The organism is Janibacter hoylei PVAS-1, from assembly GCF_004025845.1.
GTDB classification, from domain to species: Bacteria; Actinomycetota; Actinomycetes; order Actinomycetales; family Dermatophilaceae; genus Janibacter; species Janibacter hoylei.
Window position 1 is genome coordinate 388,432 of the sequence record NZ_PIPF01000007.1, and the last position, 19,086, is coordinate 407,517.

Below are 19,086 nucleotides of genomic sequence, written 5' to 3' on the forward strand. Positions count from 1 at the left end.
CCTCGCGGTGGGCACCCCCCTTCGTCACGGGGCCGGGCAGATCAGCTGAAGCTGTCGCCGCAGGCGCAGGAGCTGCCCGCGTTGGGGTTGTCGATGGTGAAGCCCTGCTTCTCGATGGTGTCGGCGAAGTCGATCGTCGCGCCGCCGAGGTACGGGGCGCTCATCCGGTCGACGACGACCTCGACACCGTCGAAGTCGCGCACGAGGTCACCGTCGAGCGAGCGCTCGTCGAAGTACAGCTGGTAGATCAGGCCGGAGCAGCCACCGGGCTGGACGCCGATGCGCAGGCGCAGGTCGTCACGGCCCTCCTGCTCGAGCAACGACTTGACCTTGCCGGCGGCGACGTCGGTGAGGATGACGCCGTGGCTGTCGGCAGCCGTCTCGACGGCCTCGGTGGTGGTGGCCTGGGTGTCCTGGACGCTCATGCGATGTCCTCACGACTCGGGGAAACTGTGGGTGACGGGGTCCGCCACGACGGGGTCAACACGCGCTGTGCGCGGGTTGTTCCCGCTCCTCCACCATACGTCAGGGGCGAAGGGGGGTCACCGGCGCGGTGACCACGTCGCCGCGATCCGCTCGGTGCGCGAGCGCAGGGTCCCGACCGAGTCGGCCATGGCCCGCTCGACGTCCTCCTCGCGCTCGGCGACGGCGTACGTGCCGCTCAGGCCGAGGGCCATCGACTCGCGACGCCCGATGAGCACCTGGCCGGCAACGGCGATGGCGGGCGTCGCGTGGCGCTGGGCGAGCTCGGCGACCCCCGCGACGACCTTGCCCTGCAGGCTCTGCCAGTCGAGCCGCCCCTCCCCCGTGACGACGAGGTCCGCCGCGGCGACGAGCCCGTCCATGCCGACGGCGTCGAGGACCATCTCCACACCGCTGGCCCGTCGCGCCCCGAGGAGCATCAGGGCGTAGCCGACGCCGCCGGCAGCACCCGCCCCCGGCTCGCGGTCGAGGCGCCGCTCGCGGCCGCTCAGCAGGTCCGTACCGGCGGGCAGGACCCGGCGGACCTGGTCGACGAAGTGACCGAGCGCGCCCTCGAGCAGCTGGGACTGCTCGGGGTCGGCGCCCTTCTGCGCGGCGAAGACGGCGCTCGCGCCCTGCAGGCCGAGGAGCGGCGAGGCGACATCGGTCGCCGCGACGAGCTCGACCCCGGCGAAGCGCTCGCGGGTGGCCGCCAGCCCCGCGAGGTCGGCCTCGCGCACGGCGATGAGCCCCGCGCCGCCACCTGCGAGGGCCTCGCGCGGGCCGGCGCCGAGGGCGGCGAGCATCCCGGCTCCGGCGTCATTGGTCGCCGAGCCGCCCAAGCCGACGACCACCCGGTCGACGCCCTGGTCGAGGGCGGCGGCGAGCAGCTCGCCGAGACCCCACGTCGTCGTCACCCCGGGATCGCGCTCGGGCACCTCGAGCAGGTGCAGGCCGATCGCCTGGGCCGACTCCACCCAGGCGGTGCGTCGACCCCCTTCGTCCGTCGTGATGTGCAGGGCTGCCGGCACGGCCCGGCCCCGCGGGTCCGTGGTGGTGACGATCGAGGACTCGCCCGGCACGTTCGCCGTCAGCACGTCGAGGAAGCCGGGCCCGCCGTCCGACAGGGGCACGAGCGTCAGGAGGTCATCGGGTGCCCGGCGGCGCCACCCGGCGGCGAGCGCCTCGGCCGCCTGCGTGGCGGTGAGGGTGCCGGTGAAGCAGTCCGGGGCGATGATCACGTGCACCCGTGGACTGTACCGAGCACCGGCTCACCGCTGTGGGATCATGCCTGCCGTGAGCGCCACGACGCAGTCCTCGCCGAAGCCCCTTAGCCTGCTCGTCCTCGGGCAGGGCACCGACCCGCACTCCGAGCGCGGTGTCGAGTGCCCCGGCGACCTGCCGGCGCCCTCCGACCCGGGGCTCGTCGCGCGCGCCCGTGCCGCCAAGGAGGCGCTCGGCGACCGCGTCTTCGTCCTCGGTCACCACTACCAGCGCGACGAGGTCATCGAGTTCGCGGACACGACCGGCGACTCCTTCAAGCTCGCCAAGGAGGCGGCCGCGCGACCCGACGCGCCGTACATCGTCTTCTGCGGCGTCCACTTCATGGCGGAGTCGGCGGACATCCTCACGAGCGACGGGCAGACCGTCGTGCTGCCCGACCTCGCCGCCGGCTGCTCGATGGCCGACATGGCTGCATCGCACCAGGTCGAGGACTGCTGGGACGAGCTCGTCGAGCTCGGCCTGGCCGAGACGACCGTCCCGGTGACGTACATGAACTCCAGCGCCGCGATCAAGGCCTTCACCGGCCGCAACGGCGGCACGATCTGCACCTCGAGCAATGCGCGGACGGCGCTGACCTGGGCCTTCGAGCAGACCGGTGGCCTCGACGGCGAGGGCAAGGTCCTCTTCCTGCCCGACCAGCACCTCGGCCGCAACACGTGGGCGCGCGACCTCGGACGCGACCTCGACGACTGCGTCGTGTGGGACCCGCACCAGCCCCGCGGCGGGCTGACGGTCGAGCAGATCCGCGACGCCCGGATGATCCTGTGGCGCGGGCACTGCTCGGTCCACGGCCGCTTCACCGTCGACGCCGTCGAGACCGCCCGGCGGGAGATCCCGGGTGTCAAGGTCATCGTCCACCCCGAGTGCCGCCACGAGGTCGTCGAGCTCGCCGACGAGGTCGGCTCGACCGAGAGCATCATCAAGACCGTCGCCGCGGCGCCGGCCGGCACGAAGTGGGTCGTCGGCACGGAGCTCAACCTCGTGCAGCGTCTCGGGCAGATGTTCCCCGACCAGGAGATCAGCTTCCTGGAAAAGAACGTCTGCTACTGCTCGACGATGAACCGCATCGACCTGCCCCACCTCGTCTGGGCTCTCGAGTCGCTCGCCGAGGGGCGCGTGGTCAACCAGATCAGCGTCGATGCCGACGTCGCCCATTGGGCGAAGGTCGCGCTCGACCAGATGCTCGCGCTGCCCGGCGAGACGTCGAAGGACTGAGGCGGCTCAGGCGTCACATCGGCCCCACGATTTCCGGGTCACCCGAGAAACCCTCTCTTCGCAGGAGTTCCAAACCCTTGCGAAGGGAGGGTTTCTCTTGTCGAGTGCCCCTGACAGGCTGGGCCGGTGGACGACGCCCAGCTCCTCGCCCTGACCGCCGACAACCGGCGGCTCTTCGCCGATGTCCTCGACTCACTCGGTGAGGGCCACGCTCGCGACGCCACGCTGTGCAACGACTGGAACGTGCGCACCCTCGCCGGGCACATGCTGCAGCCGGTGCACGTGCCGTCGTGGCGCTTCCTGCTGACGGCCGCCCGGCACCGGTCGATGGCCCGCGCCTGCGACGTGCACGCGGCCCGGCTGGGTGACCGTCCGCTCGCGCAGATCGCGGCCGAGCTGCGGCACCCCGCCCGCACCGGGTCGAAGCCTTGGTACATCGGCTGGGCCGGCCCCTTCACCGACTCGTGCATCCACCTGCGTGACCTCGCCGAGCCGCAGGGTCTGGACGCCACCGTCCCCCTGGAGCACTGGCAGGCGGCTCTGGGGATCATCGTCTCCCCGCGCGGCCGCGAGTCCTTCGTCCCGACGCCGGGGCTCCTCGACGGCCTGCGGTGGGAGGCCACCGACACCGACTGGGTCCACGACCCCACGGACGAAGGGGGCGACCCCGGCCCCACGGTCAGCGGCACCTCCGAGACGCTCGCCATGGTCATGAGCGGCCGGCCGGCCTACCTCGACCGGATCGGCGGGGACGGAGCCGCGACGGTACGCGAGCGCCTGGGCGGCTGACCTCCCCTTCGCCCGCGCCGGCCGTCACTCCTGCGCGAGGAAGTCCTGCAGGCCCTCGAGGTCGTCGGTGTTGATGTGGTCGACGCCGGCGTCGCGCAGCTCACGCCACAGGTTGGTGCGGGCCTCGCCGGCGATGTCATTGGTCGCCCAGAAGCGCACCCGGTAGCCGTCGCGGTGCGCCCCGGCGACGTAGTCGTGCAGCCGCTCGCGCTCGGCCGCGGGCATCTCGCCGACGCCCTGCCAGGTGAACAGCTTCGTCCAGTTGTCGCTGACGAGCGGCATGAGGGCGGCGTCTGTGCCCGAGTCGAGGTCGGTTGAGCGCCCGTCGTAGAAGGAGTAGCGCGTCGTCGCCGCCTCCATCTCGGCCCGGGGGCGGTTGCCGCTGATGACGGCCTCGACGGCGCGGTCCTTGACCTTGCCACGGTGGACGCGGGTGAAGATCCGCGAGTGCTCGGCGAGCTCGGCCTCGACGGCCCGCCACGTCGCCGGTCCCTCGCTCTTGATGTCGATGAGCAGCTGGACGTCGCCGCCGTAGCCCGGGTAGATCTCCTTGCCGTTCGGCGAGGCGATCTCGGTCAGCGGGTCGAGGTAGGCCTCCTCGAGCGTCGGCGCGTCGGCGACCTCCCACGAGTCGTGAGCGACGCGCAGCTCGCCGTCGACGAGCCAGACGTCGGCCTCAATCGAGGTGAAGCCCTGCTCGAGCGCGTCGAGCAGCGGGCGCTCGTGCTCGTAGTCGTTGTGCGCGTGGGCCTGCGGCAGCGGCGTGCCCAGCTCGACGGGTGCAGGTGCGGCGAGCGCCGTGCCGGCAGGCAGGGCGAGGGCGAGGGCGGCGGCCGTGACGGCCAGGGCGCGGGAGGTGGCGATCATGGCCCCACCCTCGCGAGCCGGGGTGTCCACCAGCCGCCCGGGCGGTGAACCACCGACCAACGCCGCGTCTCCAGCGGTCAGGCGGAGCGGACCATCCCGGTCTCGTCGAGCAGGGGGTTGTGCGCGACGGGGACGCGCTCCCCTTCGCTCGGCGGGCCGGGAGGCGTGGCACCCGAGGCGAAGGGGGACCCGCCCAGCTGCTCACGACCGTGCGGCTCCAGCCAGTTCGACAGGTCGGGCCCGGCAGGCACGATGCCGGTCGGGTTGATGTCGCGGTGGACCTCGTAGTAGTGGCTCTTGATGTGGACGAAGTCGGTCGTGTCACCGAAGCCGGGCGTCGTGAAGAGGTCGCGCGCGTAGGCCCACAGGACCGGCATCTCCGCCAGCTTCGACCGGTTGGCCTTGAAGTGCCCGTGGTACACGGGGTCGAAGCGCGCCAAGGTCGTGAAGAGGCGCACGTCGGCCTCGGTGATGTGCTCACCCATGAGGTAGCGACGGGTCGACAGCCGCTCCTCGAGCCAGTCCATCGCGGTCCACAGCCGGTCGTAGGCGGCCTCGTAGGCGGCCTGGTCGCCGGAGAAGCCGCAGCGGTAGACGCCGTTGTTGACCTCGGTGTAGACCCGCTTGTTGACGACCGCCATCTCCTCGCGCAGGTGCTCGGGCCACAGGTCGGGAGCCCCCTCGCGGTGGTGCTCGCGCCACTGGGTCGAGAAGTCCTCGGTGATCTGCGGGAAGTTGTTGGTCACGACCTGGCCGCTCGGCACGTCGACCATCGCAGGGACGGTGATCCCCTTCGGGTAGTCGGGGAAGCGGGCGAGGTAGGCGTCCTTGATGCGCGGGATCTGCAGGACCGGGTCGAGGTGGTCCGGGTCGAGGTCGAAGGTCCAGCTGTCGGCGTCGTGCGTCGGGCCGGTGATGCCCATCGAGATGACGTCCTCGAGGCCGAGGAGCCGGCGCACGATGATCGCGCGGTTGGCCCACGGGCAGGCCCGGGAGACGACGAGGCGGTAGCGCCCCGGCTCGACCGGCCAGTCGCTCGACCCGTCCGAGGTGATCCGGTCCTCGATGTACGCGGTGTCGCGGGTGTAGTCCTTCTCGACGTAGCTGCGCTGTGCCATGTCCACCACTTTAGTTGAACCTTGCACTTTTTTCCACCTGTGCGAAGGTGGCCGCGTCGAAGGCGACGATGCGCGCCTCCTCGACGGCCGTCGGTGCCGACCGGATCGTCTCCACCGCTGCGGCGATCGCGTCGTCCTTGGGCCAGCCGTAGATGCCGGCGCTGACGAGCGGGAAGGCGACCGAGCGCGCCCCCAGCTCGTCGGCCACCTCGAGGCAGCGGCGGTAGCACGAGACGAGCAGCGAGCGATCGCGTTGTCCCGCAGCGTGGTTGGGCCCGACCGTGTGGATCACCCAGCGCGAAGGGAGGTCCCCTGCCGTCGTCCACCCCGCATCACCCGTGGCCAGGCCGCGGGGGAAGCGGGCGATGCAGTCCTCGAGCACGGCCGGGCCACCCGCGCGGTGGATCGCCCCGTCGACTCCCCCACCACCACGCATGGCGGAGTTGGCGGCGTTGACGATCGCGTCGACCTGCTGGGTCGTGATGTCGCCCCGGACTGCGGTGAGCTGTGGCATGGGCACCATGCTGCCCGGCGGCGTGTCGGACTGCAGTTCATCCCCGTGGACGACGACAGGCCCCGGAAACCGGGGCCTGTCGGTCACGTCGCCGCATGAACTGCAGTCCGACACGCCGTCGCCTGCTGCGGTTACCCCTCACGTGTCGCCATCACCGCGACGACCCCGTCGACCTCGCGCTGCCAGACCTCCTCGGGAACCTCGGGCAGGAGGTCGTCCCACTCGACGGCGAAGGAGCCGATGACCTGGGGCAACCGGGCCGGCCGCACCATGGCCAGGGTGTGCAGGTGCGCGCTGCCGTCGCCCCACTTGCCGAGATGGACCCGGCCCGCGTTGGGCAGGGCGAGCAGCGCGTTGTGCAGGCGGTGCACCAGCCGACCCCACTCCCCCGCGAGCTCCTCGTCCATGTCGCCGAAGTCCATGTGCGCGCGGGTCTGCAACCACAGCGACAGCAGACCGCCGCGCCCTTCACGGTCGGCCGAGAGCACCCACCGCTCATTGCTCCAGACGACCCCCTCATCGGGGTGCTCGCACCGCCAGCACGCGCGCCCCCCTTCGCCGTCACGGACGCGGTCCGCCTCCACTGGTGGGAGCAGCTCCTTGGCGACCACGCGGCCACCCTCGGCCGCCCAGGGGAAGGCGGGCCACTCGACGAAGTCCAGCGAGGGCGCGTCGGTGCGCGCCCTCGCCAGCTCGAAGATCTCCTCGGCGCTCTGCGGCACGTCGGCTCCTCGTCAGCCCTTGGGCATGGCACCGAGCCGCGCGAGCAACAGCGCCTCGGCGGTGCACACCCGCTCGAACTCACCCAGATGCAGCGACTCGTTGGCCCCGTGCGCCCGGGTGTCGGGGTCCTCGACCCCGGTGACGAGGATCGCTGCGTCCGGGAACTTCTCGGCGAAGGCCTGGACAAAGGGGATCGAGCCGCCGATGCCGACGTCGACCGGGTCGGTGCCCCAGGCGTCGGCGAAGGCCGCGCGGGCCTGGTCGTAGACCGGCCCCTGCGCGTCGGCGGCGAAGCCCCAGCCCTGCTCGTCGAGCTCGACCTCGACGGTCGCGCCCCACGGCGCGTAGTCCTGCAGGTGACGCTGCAGCGCCTCCCACGCCTGCGCCGGGTCCTGCGTCGGGTTGAGCCGCAGGTTGATCTTGGCCCGCGCGCTCGCGGCGAGGACGTTGCCGGCCTCGTCGACGGCGGGGGCGTCGATGCCGATGACGACGGCGGCCGGCTTGGTCCACAGCCGCGAGGGGATCGAGCCGGTGCCGATGAGCTCCGTGGCGTCGAGCAGCCCGGACTCCTCGCGCAGGCGCGCCTCGTCGTAGTCGATCTCGGGGGCGTCGGTGTGGACGAGCCCCTCGATCGCGACATCGCCCTGGTCGTCGTGGAGGGTCGCCATGAGCCGGCACAGCGCGGTGATCGCGTCGGGACAGGCCCCGCCGAACATGCCCGAGTGCACGCCGTGGTCGAGCGTGCGGACGGTGACGACCGCACGGAGGGAGCCGCGCAGGGTCGTCGTGAGCGCGGGCGTCCCGATGGCCCAGTTGAGCGAGTCGGCGAGGACGATCGCGTCGGAGGTCAGCTTGTCGCCGTGGCGCTCGAGGATGCGCGGCAGCGACTCGCTGGCGATCTCCTCCTCGCCCTCGACGAAGACCGTCACGCCGACGGGCAGGTTGCCCGCGTGGGCCCGCAGCGCGGCGACATGCGCCATGACGCCAGCCTTGTCGTCGGCGGCGCCACGACCGTAGAGGCGGCCGCCGCGCTCGACCGGCTCGAAGGGGTCGGAGTCCCAGTCGGCGAGGTCGCCGGGCGGCTGAACGTCATGGTGGGCGTAGAGCAGGACGGTCGGCGCGCCCTCGGGGCCGTCGACGTGGCCGATGACGGCGGGGCGGCCCCCTTCGCTGACGATCTCGACGTCGAGGCCCTCCGCGCGCAGCAGCTCGGCCGTGCGCTCGGCGGAGGCCTGGACGTGGGCCTGGTCGAAGGAGTCGAGGCTGACGCTCGGGATCCGGGTGAGGTCCTCGAGGTCGGCGCGCACCTGCGGCATGAGCTCGCGCACACGGGCGCGCAGGGCCTCGATCTGGTCTGCAGTGAGAGTGGTGTCGGTCACGGGCCAGACGCTATCGCGGACGACCCGCTCGGACCCACCGGCGGCGTGCACCTAGAGTTCTCCTCGTGTTCGGACGGAAGAAGCAGCAGGACGAGACCCCCTCCCCGGTGCAGGAGCGCCCGCAGCGCGAGGGTGCGAAGAACCGCCCGACGCCCAAGCGGCGCGACCAGGAGGCGGCCCGCAAGCGACCCCTCGTGCAGGCCGACCGCAAGAGCGCGAAGGCCGCCGACCGCGCCGCCCGGCGCGAAAACGCACAGAAGATGCGCGAGGCGATGATGACCGGCGACGAGCGCCACCTGCCGCCCCGCGACAAGGGGCCGGTGCGCCGCTTCGTCCGTGACAGCGTGGACGCGCGCTTCAACCTCGGTGAGTGGCTGCTGCCGCTCATGCTCGCCGTGCTGGCCCTCAGCCTCTTCGCCGCCGAGTGGGCCACCTACGTCTTCCTCGGTGTCTACCTGCTCATCATCGCCGCGATCGTCGACGCGGTGCTGCTGTGGCGCCGCACTCGCAAGAAGATCCTCGTCCGCTTCGGCGAGGACACCCCGACGCGTGGCCTGGCGATGTACACCGTCATGCGCTGCTTCCAGATCCGCCGCACCCGCATGCCCAAGCCGATGGTCGAGCGGGGCGACGCCCCGCGCTGACCCGGACACACGAAGGGGGCCTGCCACCAGCTGGTGGCAGGCCCCGTTCGTGCTCGCGGCGGTGGGTGCTGACGCGGTCAGCCCGCAGACAACGGCATCGGGCCGTAGACCTCGACACCCTCGTGCATGAGCGTCACCTGGACGACGCCGGCGCCCGCGAGGTCCTCCCAGGACTCCGCGAACCATGCCTCGGCGTCGGCCTGCGTCGGGAAGGAGACGGAGTGGCCGCTCGGGAGCGGCTGCCCGGCCGCGTCCTCGAACCGCCAGCGGTATGACTCGCTCATGTTTCCTCCTCGCGATGCTTCGCCCTCTGCGCGCCTCGCTCGTCCCTCGCTCGCGTGCTCGGCGCCGGCCTCGCTCATGCCTCCCTCACCTGCACCTCGACGAAGGGCGGCTTGGTCACCGTCGCCGCGACCTCACGTCCGCGCACGTCGATGACGACCTCGTCGCCGTCGGCGACCGAGCGATCGAGCAGCGCGAGCGCGATGCCCTGCTTGAGCGTGGGGCTGAAGGTGCCCGAGGTGACCTCCCCGACCGCGGCCCCGTCGACCTTGACGGCGCAGTGGCTGCGCGGGATCCCGCGGCCCGTGACGAGCAGGCCGCGCAGCAGCCGCGAGGACTTCGCGACGCGCTGGGCGACGAGCGCGTCCTTGCCCCAGAAGGTCTTCTTGTCCCAGCCGACCGCCCACGCGGAGCGCGCCATGACGGGGGTGATCTCGGGCGAGAGGTCGTTGCCGTGGAGCGGGTAGCCCATCTCGGTGCGCAGGGTGTCGCGGGCACCCAGGCCGCACGGCAGGCCGTCGTACGGGGCCATCGCCTCGACGATCGCGTCCCACAGCCGGGTGCCGGCGGCGGCCGGCGCGACGAGCTCGTAGCCGCGCTCGCCGGTGTAGCCGGTGCGGCACACCGTGATGTCGTGCCCCTCCCACTGCGCCTCGTCGAAGGACATGTACTCGTGGTCGACGGGCAGGCCCATGGCGGTGAGGACCTCGTCGCTGCGGGGGCCCTGCACGGCGAGCACGACGTAGTCCTCGTGCAGGTCGGTGACCTCGACGCCCTCGGGCGCGGCCTCCTGCAGCATCCGGACGACGGTCGCGGTGTTGGCGGCGTTGGGGATGAGGAAGACGTCGTCCTCGCTGCGCAGGTAGGCGATGAGGTCGTCGACGACGCCACCGGAGTCGTTGCAGCACAACGTGTACTGCGCCTTGCCGGCCGAGATCCGACCGAGGTCGTTGGTGAGCGTGGCGTTGACCAGCTCGGCGGCGCCGGGGCCGGCGACCCGCGCCTTGCCGAGGTGGCTCACGTCGAAGAGGCCCACGCGCTCGCGGACTGCGGTGTGCTCGGCGACGACCCCGCCGCCCGGGTACTCGATGGGCATCTCCCAGCCGCCGAAGTCGGCCATCTTCGCGGCGAGGGCCACATGGCGCTCGTGGATCGGGGAGGTGCGCAGGACGTCACTGTCGGTCATGCGCCAGACGCTACCGTCTCGCCATCCGGGATAGCCTCCCAGTGGTACACCCACCACTCCCCCACCGAAAGGTGCCCGTCTCGTGCCCTCGCTGATCCTCGGTTCCCGTTCGCTCGCCGCGTGGTCCGGCCGGACCCTCGTCGTCGGAGTCACCGGCGCCGAGCCGGCTCTCGCCGCCGGCGTCGACCTCCCGAAGTCCACCGTGACCCACCTCGACGCCGCCCTGCCGGTCCTCGAGGTCGGCACCAAGGTCGGGGCGACGACCACCCTTCCCGCCGTTCCGGGCCTCAAGGCCGACAAGGTCGTGCTCGTCGGGCTGGGCGAGGAGGGCGAAGGGGGTACCGACGCACTGCGTCGGGCTGCCGGTGCCGCGGTGCGCGCCGCGGGCAAGGGATCGGTCGCGCTCGCCCTCCCCCACGAGGACGACGCCGACCTGGCCGCCATCGCGGAGGGCGCCCTCTCCGGGGACTACCGCTTCACCGCGCACAAGTCCGCCCCCGGCGAGGGCGAGGACCGCGAGATCACCGTCTTTTCCACGCTCGACCGCAAGGAGGACCCGGCCTCCGTGCTCGAGACCGCCGCGACGATCTCGCGCAACGTCGCCTGGGCCCGCGACCTCGTCAACACCGCGCCCAACCTGCTCTTCCCGCAGTCCTTCGCCGAGCAGGTCCAGCAGACGGCCAAGGCGTCGTCGGGCAAGCTCAAGGTCGAGGTGCTCGACGACACGGCCCTCCTCGAGGGTGGCTTCGGCGGCATCGTCGGCGTCGGCCAGGGCAGCAGCCGCCCGCCGCGCATCGTCGTCCTCTCCTACGCGCCCCGCAGCAAGAAGGTCCCCCACGTGGCGCTCGTCGGCAAGGGCATCACCTTCGACACCGGTGGCGTGTGCATCAAGCCCTCCGCGGGCATGCTGACGATGAAGTCCGACATGGCCGGCGCCGCCGCCGTGGCCGCGACCGTCGTCGCCGCCGCCGAGCTCGAGCTGGACGTCGCCGTGACCGGCTACCTCTGCCTCGCGGAAAACATGCCGGGCGGCAACGCGCAGCGCCCCGGCGACGTCGTCACGATGCGCAACGGGTCGACCGTCGAGATCATCGACACCGACGCCGAGGGCCGCATGGTCCTCGCCGACGGCATGGCCCTGGCCGCCGAGTCGTACCCGGACCAGATCCTCGACGTCGCGACCCTCACCGGCGCGTGCGTCGTGGCCCTCGGCCCGCAGATCTTCGGCGTCATGGGCAACGACGAGGAGCTGCGCACCGCGATCACCGAGGCCGCCGACCGCGCCGACGAGCCGAGCTGGCCGCTGCCGCTGCCGACCGACCTGCGCTCGGGCCTCGACTCCGCCGTCGCGGACCTCGCCCACAAGGGCGACCGCTGGGGCGGCGCCCTGACCGCGGGCCTCTTCCTGCAGGAGTTCGCCAAGGACTCCGACGGCGAGCAGATCCCGTGGGCCCACCTCGACATCGCCGGCCCCTCCTTCAACGAGGGCGGCGCCACCGGCCACCTGCCGAAGGGGGGCACCGGCGTCGCCGTCGGCACCCTCCTCGAGCACCTCGCCAACCTGGCCTGACCCGCTCCCCGAGAACGGTTCGAAGAAGAAGCGCCCGGTCGACTGGGCGCTTCTTCTTCGAGTGCGCAGTCACGGCAGCGTCAGCGGCGGCAGGGTGGGGGTCGGCCCGACTCATGGAAAAGTCCCGACTCTGGGCACGCACGGTGCCGTGCCTGCATCAGGGGTCGGGACTTTTCCTTAGGGCCACCCCCAGCCCTGCCCCGCGGGCCGCAGCCCTGCCCAGCGAACGACGCTCGCGCGCTCAGGCCCTACGCTGGGGCCGGTCCGTGACCCCGGACACACCCCCGTGCAAAGGAGCATCTCGTGGCAGACCCCGCGACCCCCTTCGACCTCGTCATCCTCGGAGCCGGCAGCGGCGGCTACGCCTGCGCCCTGCGGGCCGCGCAGCTCGGGATGAAGGTCGCGCTCGTCGAGGAGGACAAGATCGGCGGGACCTGCCTGCACCGCGGGTGCATCCCGACCAAGGCGCTCCTCCACGCGGCGGAGCTCGCCGACGGAGCCCGCGCGGGGGCGGCCCACGGGATCCTCACGACCTTCGACGGGGTCGACACCGCAGCGCTGCACGCCCGCAAGGACAAGGTCATCGGGCAGCTGCACAAGGGCCTGACGGGGCTCATCGGGCAGGCTGGCATCGAGGTCGTCCGTGGACGCGGTCGCCTCGTCGACGCCGGCACGGTCTCGGTCGACACCGCCGAGGGCGTCCGGACGGTCAGCGCCAAGACCGTTGTGCTGGCGACCGGTTCGTACGCACGCACCATCCCCGGCGTCGAGCTCGGGCCGCGCGTGATGACGAGCGACCAGGCGATGGACCTCGAGACGATCCCGCAGCGGGTCGCGGTCCTCGGCGGTGGCGTCATCGGCGTGGAGTTCGCGTCCATGCTGCGCAGCTTCGGCGCCGAGGTGACGGTCGTCGAGGCCCTCGACCGGATCGTCGCGGCCGAGGAGCCGTCGATCTCCAAGCACCTGACGCGCGAGTTCAAGAAGCGCGGCATCACCGCGAAGACGTCCACCCGGGTCGCATCCGTCGAGGCCGACGAGCACCGCGCGGTCGTGCACCTGGAGGGCGGCGACGCACTTGAGGTCGACCTCGTGCTCGTGGCCGTCGGCCGCGGACCCCGCAGCGAGGGCATCGGCCTCGTGGAGGCCGGAGTCGCCGTCGAGCGCGGCTTCGTCCCGACGGACGAGCGGCTGCGGACCAATGTCGAGGGCGTGCGCGCCGTCGGCGACCTCGTCCCCGGCCTGCAGCTGGCCCACCGCGGATTTGCGCACGGCATCTTCGTCGCCGAGGACCTCGCCGGGCTCGACCCCGCACCGGTCGACGACGTGACGATCCCCAAGGTCACCTACTGCGACCCGGAGATCGCCTCCGTGGGCCTGTCGGCGGACGCCGCGAAGGGGGCCGGCCGCGACGTCGAGACGGCCACCTATCCCTTGGGCGGCAACGGCCGCAGCATCATCCGCGGGACGACCGGATCCGTGACCCTCGTGCGCGAGAAGGACGGCCCGGTCCTCGGCGTGCACATGATCGGTCTCGGCGTGAGCGAGCTCATCAGCGAGGCCCAGCTGGCCGTCGGGTGGGAGGCGCACCCCGAGGACATCGCCCCGCTCGTGCACGCGCACCCGAGCCAGGGTGAGGCCTTCGGCGAGGCCGCCATGCTGGCCGCCGGCCGACCGCTGCACGCCCATGCCTGAGACCGCTCGGCCGACGGGCCCGGCCGGACGCCGATCCGTGCCACGCGCGAGCGTGGGCCCTGTGGACACCAGCCCACCGACTCGTGAGAGTCTGTGACGTATCCCATCTCGATAGAAGGAGCAGAGGCGCATGTCTGAGCGGGTGACCATGCCGGCACTGGGCGAGTCCGTGACCGAGGGCACCGTGACGCGATGGCTCAAGAATGTTGGCGACACGGTCGAGGTCGACGAGCCGCTGCTCGAGGTCTCGACCGACAAGGTCGACACTGAGATCCCTTCGCCCGTCGCGGGCACGATCCAGGAGATCCTCGTCGAGGAGGACGAGACCGTCGAGGTCGGCGCCGACCTCGCCGTCATCGGTGACGGTGACGCACCGGCCTCCTCCGACTCCGGCGACGACGCGCAGGAGGCTCCTGCGGAGGAGACCCCCGCCGAGGAGCCGCAGGCCGACGAGCCCGCCGCCGAGGCCGAGGAGGCTCCCGCCGAGGAGCCGCAGGCCGAGGAGGCCCCGGCCGCCGAGTCCTCCTCCGGTGACGGCGACGGCACGACCGTGGCGATGCCGGCTCTCGGCGAGTCCGTGACCGAGGGCACCGTCTCGCGGTGGCTCAAGGCCGAGGGCGACACCGTCGAGGTCGACGAGCCGCTGCTCGAGGTCTCGACCGACAAGGTCGACACCGAGATCCCTTCCCCCGTCGCGGGCACCCTGACCAAGATCCTCGTCCAGGAGGACGAGACGGTCGAGGTCGGCGCCGACCTCGCGATCGTCGGTGGCTCCGGTGGCGGCTCGACCGAGTCCGCCCCGGCCGAAGAGCCGAAGCAGGAGGCGCCCACGGAGGAGCCGAAGGCCGAGGAGCCCAAGGAGGAGCCGAAGGCCGAGGAGCCCAAGGAGGAGCCGAAGCAGGAGGCCCCCAAGGAGGAGCCGAAGCAGGAAGCCCCCAAGGAGGAGCCGAAGCAGGAAGCCCCCAAGGAGGAGCCGAAGCAGGAAGCCCCCAAGGAGGAGCCGAAGGCCGAGGAGCCCAAGGCCGAGCCGAAGCAGGAGGTGCCCGCCGCCTCCGGTGGTGACGCCGCCGCCTACGTCACCCCGCTCGTGCGCAAGCTCGCTGCCGACAACGGCATCGACCTCGCCCAGGTGACGGGCACCGGCATCGGTGGCCGCATCCGCAAGCAGGACGTCCTCCAGGCGGCCAAGGCGAAGAACCAGCCGCAGGAGGCTGCTGCTCCGGCCGCCGCTCCGGCTGGCGCCCCCGCTGCTGCGGCCCCCGCGGGCGTCCCGGCCGGTCTGGAGTCCAACGTCCCGCAGTCCAAGCGCGGCACCCGCGAGAAGATGACCCGCCTGCGCAAGGTCATCGCCGAGCGGATGGTCGAGTCGCTGCGGGTCTCCGCCCAGCTGACGACGGTCGTCGAGGTCGACATGACCAAGGTGGCTCGCGTGCGCGACGCCGCGAAGGCCGAGTTCGCCCAGCGCGAGGGCACGAAGCTCTCCTTCCTGCCCTTCATCGCCCAGGCCACGGCCGAGGCCCTGAAGGCGCACCCGGGCGTCAACGCCAGCGTCGAGGGCGACGAGATCGTCTACCACAGTCAGGAAAACCTCTCGATCGCGGTCGACACCGAGCGCGGCCTGCTCACGCCGGTCGTGAAGAACGCCGGTGACCTCAACGTCGCCGGCCTCGCCCGGGCCATCGCGGACGTCGCCGACCGCACGCGCAACAACAAGATCACGCCGGACGACCTGTCGGGTGGGACCTTCACCATCACCAACACCGGCAGCCGGGGTGCACTCTTCGACACCCCGATCCTCAACCAGCCGCAGGTCGCGATGCTCGGCACCGGCGCCATCGTGCGTCGCCCGGTCGTCATCACGACAGACGACGGCGGCGAGACGCTGGCGATCCGGTCGATGATGTACCTCGCGCTCACCTACGACCACCGCGTGGTCGACGGCGCCGACGCGGCCCGCTTCCTCGGGACGGTCAAGGCCCGTCTCGAGGAAGGTCGCTTCGAGGCCTGACATGAGCACACGACGACAGCGCATCGCCATCACCGGAGCCTCCGGACTGATCGGCGGCGCGCTGTCGTCGTCCCTGCGCGCGGACGGTCACGAGGTCGTGCAGCTCGTGCGTCACGAGCCGAAGGGAGACCACGAGCGTCCGTGGGACCCGGCCACCCGCGAGCTCGACCCCGGGGTCCTCTCGGACGTCGACACCGTCGTGCACCTGGCGGGTGCGGGCGTGGGTGATCGGCGCTGGACCCCGACCTACAAGATGCTCATCCGCACCTCACGGGTCCACGGCACGGACCTCGTGGCCCGCCGCGTCGCCGAGGGTGCCGGACCGACCCGGCTCGTCACGGCCTCTGCGGTCGGGTACTACGGCGACCGTGGCGACGAGGTCCTCACGGAGACCTCGGCCCCGGGCCGCGGCTACCTCGCCGGTGTCGTCCGCGACTGGGAGGCCGCGGCCGCACCGGCAGTGCAGGCGGGCGTCCCGGTGGCCCACGCGCGCACCGGTATCGTCCTGGCAGCACACGGCGGCGCCCTCAGCCCGATGCTGCGGCTCGCCCGACTCGGTCTCGGTGGCCCCCTCGCGAGTGGGCGCCAGTGGATGCCGTGGATCAGCCTCGACGACGTCGTCGGCGTCTACACGAGGCTGGTCGAGGACGCGTCGGTCACCGGAGCGGTCAATGCCACCGCGCCGCACCCAGAGCGCCAGCGCGATCTGGCGAGCGCGCTGGGTCGCCACCTCCACCGCCCCGCCGTCCTCCCCGCGCCCCGCCCTGCCCTGCGCGTGGCGCTCGGCGAGTTCGCCGACGAGGTCCTCGCCTCCGCCCGGGTGCTTCCCCTGCGGCTCCTCGAGGTCGGCCACGACTTCGCCCACCCGCACCTCGACGACGCCCTCGACCACCTGCTCTGACCGCCGCTGGGTGCCGCGGACCCCTCAGTCCGCCACAGCCCGGACATCTCGCACCCGCCACGCGTCGTCGTGCCAGGCGAGCACGAGGTCGACCCGCTGCCCACGCCGCCCCGGGCGGGGCGTGCGCTCCCCCTCGGCCGAGACCACCTCATAGGCGGACTCGTCGACGACGACCCGCAGGACGGCCCTGACCCCCGAGGTGCGCTGCAGCCGAGCCGATCGCACCGTCATCGTCACCCCGCGGTAGCGCTCGCCCGTCCGCTGCAGCTCGTCCAGCAGGGCGAGGTCCGCCTCCCGAGCAGGCGAGCCCGGCACGTCGAGCCGCTCGACGGCAGCCCGGTCACGCTCGACGACCACCTGCCGGCGCAGCGAGGTCAGCTCCTGCGCGAGCAGCACCGGCGACTCGCGGGTCGCCGCCCGGTCGGTCTGCACACCCGCGCGGGGCCCACCGGGAGTCTCCGACGGCTGCGACCGGGTGCTCACGGCGTTGGCCGGGTGGCCCGGCCCGCTCCCCCCTTCGGCAGTGGCGAGCTGACGCCACGGCACGAGCACGACGAGGGCGAGCGCCAACCCGCAGGCCACGACGACGGCCGGGCGGCGCGAGCCGGCGCCCGCACCCGCGGCAAGCCGGGCGATGGCCCGGGGTTCACTCCCTTCGGTCGTGGGCTCCACGTCCCGGGTCAGGTCGATCGGCTCGTCCCGCCGACGACGGGGCGCGGCGTGGCGCCCTCCCGTGGACCGGGGTCGCTCGTCCTCCTGACCCTCCCGCTCCCGTCGCTGCCACCACCGGCGGCTCGGTGGTGCCTCCGGCGCGGCGACGAGCTCCTCCTGCCACTGCGGTACGTGCACCTCGTCGTCGGCCGCCGACTCGCGCAGCCGACGGGTCAGGCTGCTCGCCACGTCGCCCGTCGACGTCATCCGCAACGGCTCGGCAGGCGCGGCGTCGAAGACGCCACGGGCCACCTCGTCGGCCTCGGGCCGCGCATCAGGGTCGGTCGACAGGCACGACTCCACGACCGCGACGAGCTCCGGGGCGTCCGGCACGAGGTCACCCAGCTCGGCCCGCTCGGCGATGTGCCCCGGCGGCTCCCCGACGAGGCACAGCCAGGCGAGCGCCCCGAGGGCGTGGACATCGCTCGCCCGGGTGGGGTCGCTCCCTTCGAGCACCTCCGGGGCGACGTGACCGTCGGTGCCGTGCACGTCGCCGGGCGCCTCGCCGGTGAGCCGGGAGCAGCCGAGGTCACCGATGGCCGGGCGACCCGTCGAGTCGAGCAGCACGTTGCCCGGGCTGAGGTCCCCGTGGACGACACCGAGGTCGTGCAGGCCGGCGAGGGCCTGCGCGACCGGCGCGATGACCGTGACCGTCTCGCCGACGGTGAGGTGACCGCGCTCGGCGACGACCCGACCGAGGCTGCCGCCGGCGAGGTACTCGAGGACGAGGGCGGTGCTCGGGCCGTGCTCGGTCTCGACGTCGACGGTCTCGTGCAGGGCGACCACGTGCTCGGCGGCGGTCTGCTGCAGCAGCGCGTACTCCCGCACCACCTCGTCCTCGCTGCCCGCAGCCAGCACCTTGACCGCGACGAGCTCGTCGTCGTCGACCCGACGCCCTCGCCACACGGTGGCGCTCGAGCCGACCCCGATCACCCGGGTCAGCCGGTAGCCGGGCACCTGCGGCGGGATCTCGTCCATGCCGTCACCATGGCGCAGATCGCCGATCCGTCCGCGGAGTTCTCCACAGGGGGCGCGGCGTAGGCTGGCCGGATGCGTTTCGAGGAGCTGGGCTTCGCCCCCGACACCGTCGACTACCTGACCGCCTGGGAGCACCAGAAGCAGGTGCACGCCGCGGTCGTCGCCGGTGAGCTCGAGGACACGACCCTGCTGCTCGAGCACACCGCCGTCTACACCGCCGGCAAGCGCACCGAGCCCCACGAGCGACCGATGGACGGCACCCCCGTCATCGACGTCGACCGGGGCGGCAAGATCACCTGGCACGGCCCCGGCCAGCTCGTCGGCTACCCCATCGCGCACCTCCCGGGTCGCCGCGACGTCATCGCCCACGTGCGCCGGCTCGAGGAGATGATGATCCGCGTGGCCGCCGACGTCGGCGTCACCGCCACCCGCGTCCCGGGCCGCTCGGGCATCTGGGTCCCCGGCACCGACGAGACCCGCGACCGCAAGCTCGGCCAGATCGGCATCCGCGTCTCCCGCGACGTGGCGATGCACGGCTTCAGCCTCAACGTCGACTGCGACCTGTCGTGGACGCAGACGATCGTCCCGTGCGGGATCCCCGATGCCGACGTCTCGACCCTCGCCCTCGAGACCGGTCGTGACATCACCGTCGCCGACATCCTCCCTTCGGCCAAGGCACACCTGCTCGAGGTCATGACGCAGGACCTGCCGCTGACGAAGGGGGCTGCAGGAGCCGTCCCCGCCGAGGCGTAGTCTGGAGTGA

The 19,086-nt window shown here is 72.5% G+C and carries 18 protein-coding genes; 8 read left to right on the forward strand and 10 right to left on the reverse strand.

The window, feature by feature from the left end:
• Positions 1-41 precede the first annotated feature (41 nt).
• Positions 42-425: a HesB/IscA family protein gene (locus CWN80_RS08735; protein ID WP_007929120.1), complete on the reverse strand. Its 384-nt coding sequence runs from the start codon at positions 423-425 to the stop codon at positions 42-44.
• Between the two features lie 117 nt (positions 426-542).
• Positions 543-1,709, reverse strand: a complete 1,167-nt coding sequence (locus tag CWN80_RS08740) for a glycerate kinase family protein (RefSeq protein ID WP_128277144.1) — start codon at positions 1,707-1,709, stop codon at positions 543-545.
• A gap of 40 nt (positions 1,710-1,749) precedes the next feature.
• On the opposite strand from CWN80_RS08740, the gene nadA reads away from it, so the two are divergent.
• Positions 1,750-2,961, forward strand: coding sequence for a quinolinate synthase NadA (nadA, locus tag CWN80_RS08745; RefSeq protein WP_007929118.1), 1,212 nt, complete (start codon positions 1,750-1,752; stop codon positions 2,959-2,961).
• A 126-nt stretch (positions 2,962-3,087) separates the two neighbouring features.
• Entirely contained in the window at positions 3,088-3,750 is a 663-nt protein-coding gene (locus CWN80_RS08750) for a maleylpyruvate isomerase mycothiol-dependent enzyme family protein (protein ID WP_007929117.1), read from the forward strand.
• Positions 3,751-3,774: 24 nt separating this feature from the next.
• Here the strand turns inward: CWN80_RS08750 and CWN80_RS08755 are convergent, their stop codons facing one another.
• The 5 genes from CWN80_RS08755 to CWN80_RS08775 form a co-directional block, all read right to left on the reverse strand.
• A complete protein-coding gene (locus CWN80_RS08755; RefSeq protein WP_007929115.1) occupies positions 3,775-4,617 on the reverse strand; it encodes a phosphatidylinositol-specific phospholipase C/glycerophosphodiester phosphodiesterase family protein in 843 nt (280 codons plus the stop codon).
• A gap of 77 nt (positions 4,618-4,694) precedes the next feature.
• Positions 4,695-5,735 carry a glutathione S-transferase family protein gene (locus CWN80_RS08760; RefSeq protein WP_007929114.1) on the reverse strand — a complete coding sequence of 347 codons (1,041 nt, stop codon included), beginning with the start codon at positions 5,733-5,735 and terminating at the stop codon, positions 4,695-4,697.
• Between the two features lie 10 nt (positions 5,736-5,745).
• On the reverse strand, positions 5,746-6,249 hold the full coding sequence (locus CWN80_RS08765) for an O-acetyl-ADP-ribose deacetylase (protein ID WP_128277145.1): 504 nt from the start codon (positions 6,247-6,249) through the stop codon (positions 5,746-5,748).
• A 131-nt stretch (positions 6,250-6,380) separates the two neighbouring features.
• Positions 6,381-6,971, reverse strand: a complete 591-nt coding sequence (locus tag CWN80_RS08770) for a hypothetical protein (protein ID WP_007929108.1) — start codon at positions 6,969-6,971, stop codon at positions 6,381-6,383.
• 12 nt (positions 6,972-6,983) lie between these two features.
• On the reverse strand, positions 6,984-8,351 hold the full coding sequence (locus CWN80_RS08775; protein WP_040881610.1) for a dipeptidase: 1,368 nt from the start codon (positions 8,349-8,351) through the stop codon (positions 6,984-6,986).
• A 65-nt stretch (positions 8,352-8,416) separates the two neighbouring features.
• Between CWN80_RS08775 and CWN80_RS08780 the strand changes: the two genes are divergently transcribed.
• On the forward strand, positions 8,417-8,995 hold the full coding sequence (locus CWN80_RS08780) for a DUF3043 domain-containing protein (protein WP_007929103.1): 579 nt from the start codon (positions 8,417-8,419) through the stop codon (positions 8,993-8,995).
• Positions 8,996-9,072: 77 nt separating this feature from the next.
• On the opposite strand, the gene CWN80_RS08785 is transcribed toward CWN80_RS08780, so the two are convergent.
• Positions 9,073-9,279: a hypothetical protein gene (locus tag CWN80_RS08785; RefSeq protein WP_007929101.1), complete on the reverse strand. Its 207-nt coding sequence runs from the start codon at positions 9,277-9,279 to the stop codon at positions 9,073-9,075.
• Between the two features lie 74 nt (positions 9,280-9,353).
• Positions 9,354-10,463 carry a glycine cleavage system aminomethyltransferase GcvT gene (gcvT, locus tag CWN80_RS08790; RefSeq protein WP_007929098.1) on the reverse strand — a complete coding sequence of 370 codons (1,110 nt, stop codon included), beginning with the start codon at positions 10,461-10,463 and terminating at the stop codon, positions 9,354-9,356.
• A gap of 82 nt (positions 10,464-10,545) precedes the next feature.
• On the opposite strand from gcvT, the gene CWN80_RS08795 reads away from it, so the two are divergent.
• From CWN80_RS08795 to CWN80_RS08810, 4 genes are all read left to right on the forward strand, one after another.
• Positions 10,546-12,033, forward strand: coding sequence for a leucyl aminopeptidase (locus tag CWN80_RS08795; protein ID WP_007929096.1), 1,488 nt, complete (start codon positions 10,546-10,548; stop codon positions 12,031-12,033).
• Between the two features lie 303 nt (positions 12,034-12,336).
• Entirely contained in the window at positions 12,337-13,725 is a 1,389-nt protein-coding gene (lpdA, locus tag CWN80_RS08800) for a dihydrolipoyl dehydrogenase (protein WP_007929095.1), read from the forward strand.
• Between the two features lie 130 nt (positions 13,726-13,855).
• Entirely contained in the window at positions 13,856-15,733 is a 1,878-nt protein-coding gene (gene sucB / locus CWN80_RS08805) for a 2-oxoglutarate dehydrogenase, E2 component, dihydrolipoamide succinyltransferase (protein WP_128277146.1), read from the forward strand.
• Between the two features lies 1 nt (position 15,734).
• On the forward strand, positions 15,735-16,634 hold the full coding sequence (locus CWN80_RS08810; protein WP_007929091.1) for a TIGR01777 family oxidoreductase: 900 nt from the start codon (positions 15,735-15,737) through the stop codon (positions 16,632-16,634).
• A gap of 24 nt (positions 16,635-16,658) precedes the next feature.
• Here CWN80_RS08810 and CWN80_RS08815 read toward each other — a convergent pair whose 3' ends face one another.
• Entirely contained in the window at positions 16,659-18,323 is a 1,665-nt protein-coding gene (locus CWN80_RS08815; protein WP_007929089.1) for a serine/threonine-protein kinase, read from the reverse strand.
• A gap of 72 nt (positions 18,324-18,395) precedes the next feature.
• Between CWN80_RS08815 and lipB the strand changes: the two genes are divergently transcribed.
• Positions 18,396-19,076, forward strand: coding sequence for a lipoyl(octanoyl) transferase LipB (lipB, locus tag CWN80_RS08820; protein WP_007929087.1), 681 nt, complete (start codon positions 18,396-18,398; stop codon positions 19,074-19,076).
• The last annotated feature ends 10 nt before the right edge of the window (positions 19,077-19,086 follow it).

What these genes read in the sequence shown, in the direction of transcription:
- CWN80_RS08755 (WP_007929115.1), bottom strand. Translation starts at nt 4,617, where the DNA reads ATGATCGCCACCTCCCGCGCCCTGGCCGTCACGGCCGCCGCCCTCGCC.
- CWN80_RS08735 (WP_007929120.1), bottom strand. Translation starts at nt 425, where the DNA reads ATGAGCGTCCAGGACACCCAGGCCACCACCACCGAGGCCGTCGAGACG.
- nadA (WP_007929118.1), top strand. Translation starts at nt 1,750, where the DNA reads ATGCCTGCCGTGAGCGCCACGACGCAGTCCTCGCCGAAGCCCCTTAGC.
- CWN80_RS08815 (WP_007929089.1), bottom strand. Translation starts at nt 18,323, where the DNA reads ATGGACGAGATCCCGCCGCAGGTGCCCGGCTACCGGCTGACCCGGGTG.
- gcvT (WP_007929098.1), bottom strand. Translation starts at nt 10,463, where the DNA reads ATGACCGACAGTGACGTCCTGCGCACCTCCCCGATCCACGAGCGCCAT.
- CWN80_RS08760 (WP_007929114.1), bottom strand. Translation starts at nt 5,735, where the DNA reads ATGGCACAGCGCAGCTACGTCGAGAAGGACTACACCCGCGACACCGCG.
- CWN80_RS08765 (WP_128277145.1), bottom strand. Translation starts at nt 6,249, where the DNA reads ATGCCACAGCTCACCGCAGTCCGGGGCGACATCACGACCCAGCAGGTC.
- lipB (WP_007929087.1), top strand. Translation starts at nt 18,396, where the DNA reads ATGCGTTTCGAGGAGCTGGGCTTCGCCCCCGACACCGTCGACTACCTG.
- CWN80_RS08785 (WP_007929101.1), bottom strand. Translation starts at nt 9,279, where the DNA reads ATGAGCGAGTCATACCGCTGGCGGTTCGAGGACGCGGCCGGGCAGCCG.
- CWN80_RS08810 (WP_007929091.1), top strand. Translation starts at nt 15,735, where the DNA reads ATGAGCACACGACGACAGCGCATCGCCATCACCGGAGCCTCCGGACTG.
- sucB (WP_128277146.1), top strand. Translation starts at nt 13,856, where the DNA reads ATGTCTGAGCGGGTGACCATGCCGGCACTGGGCGAGTCCGTGACCGAG.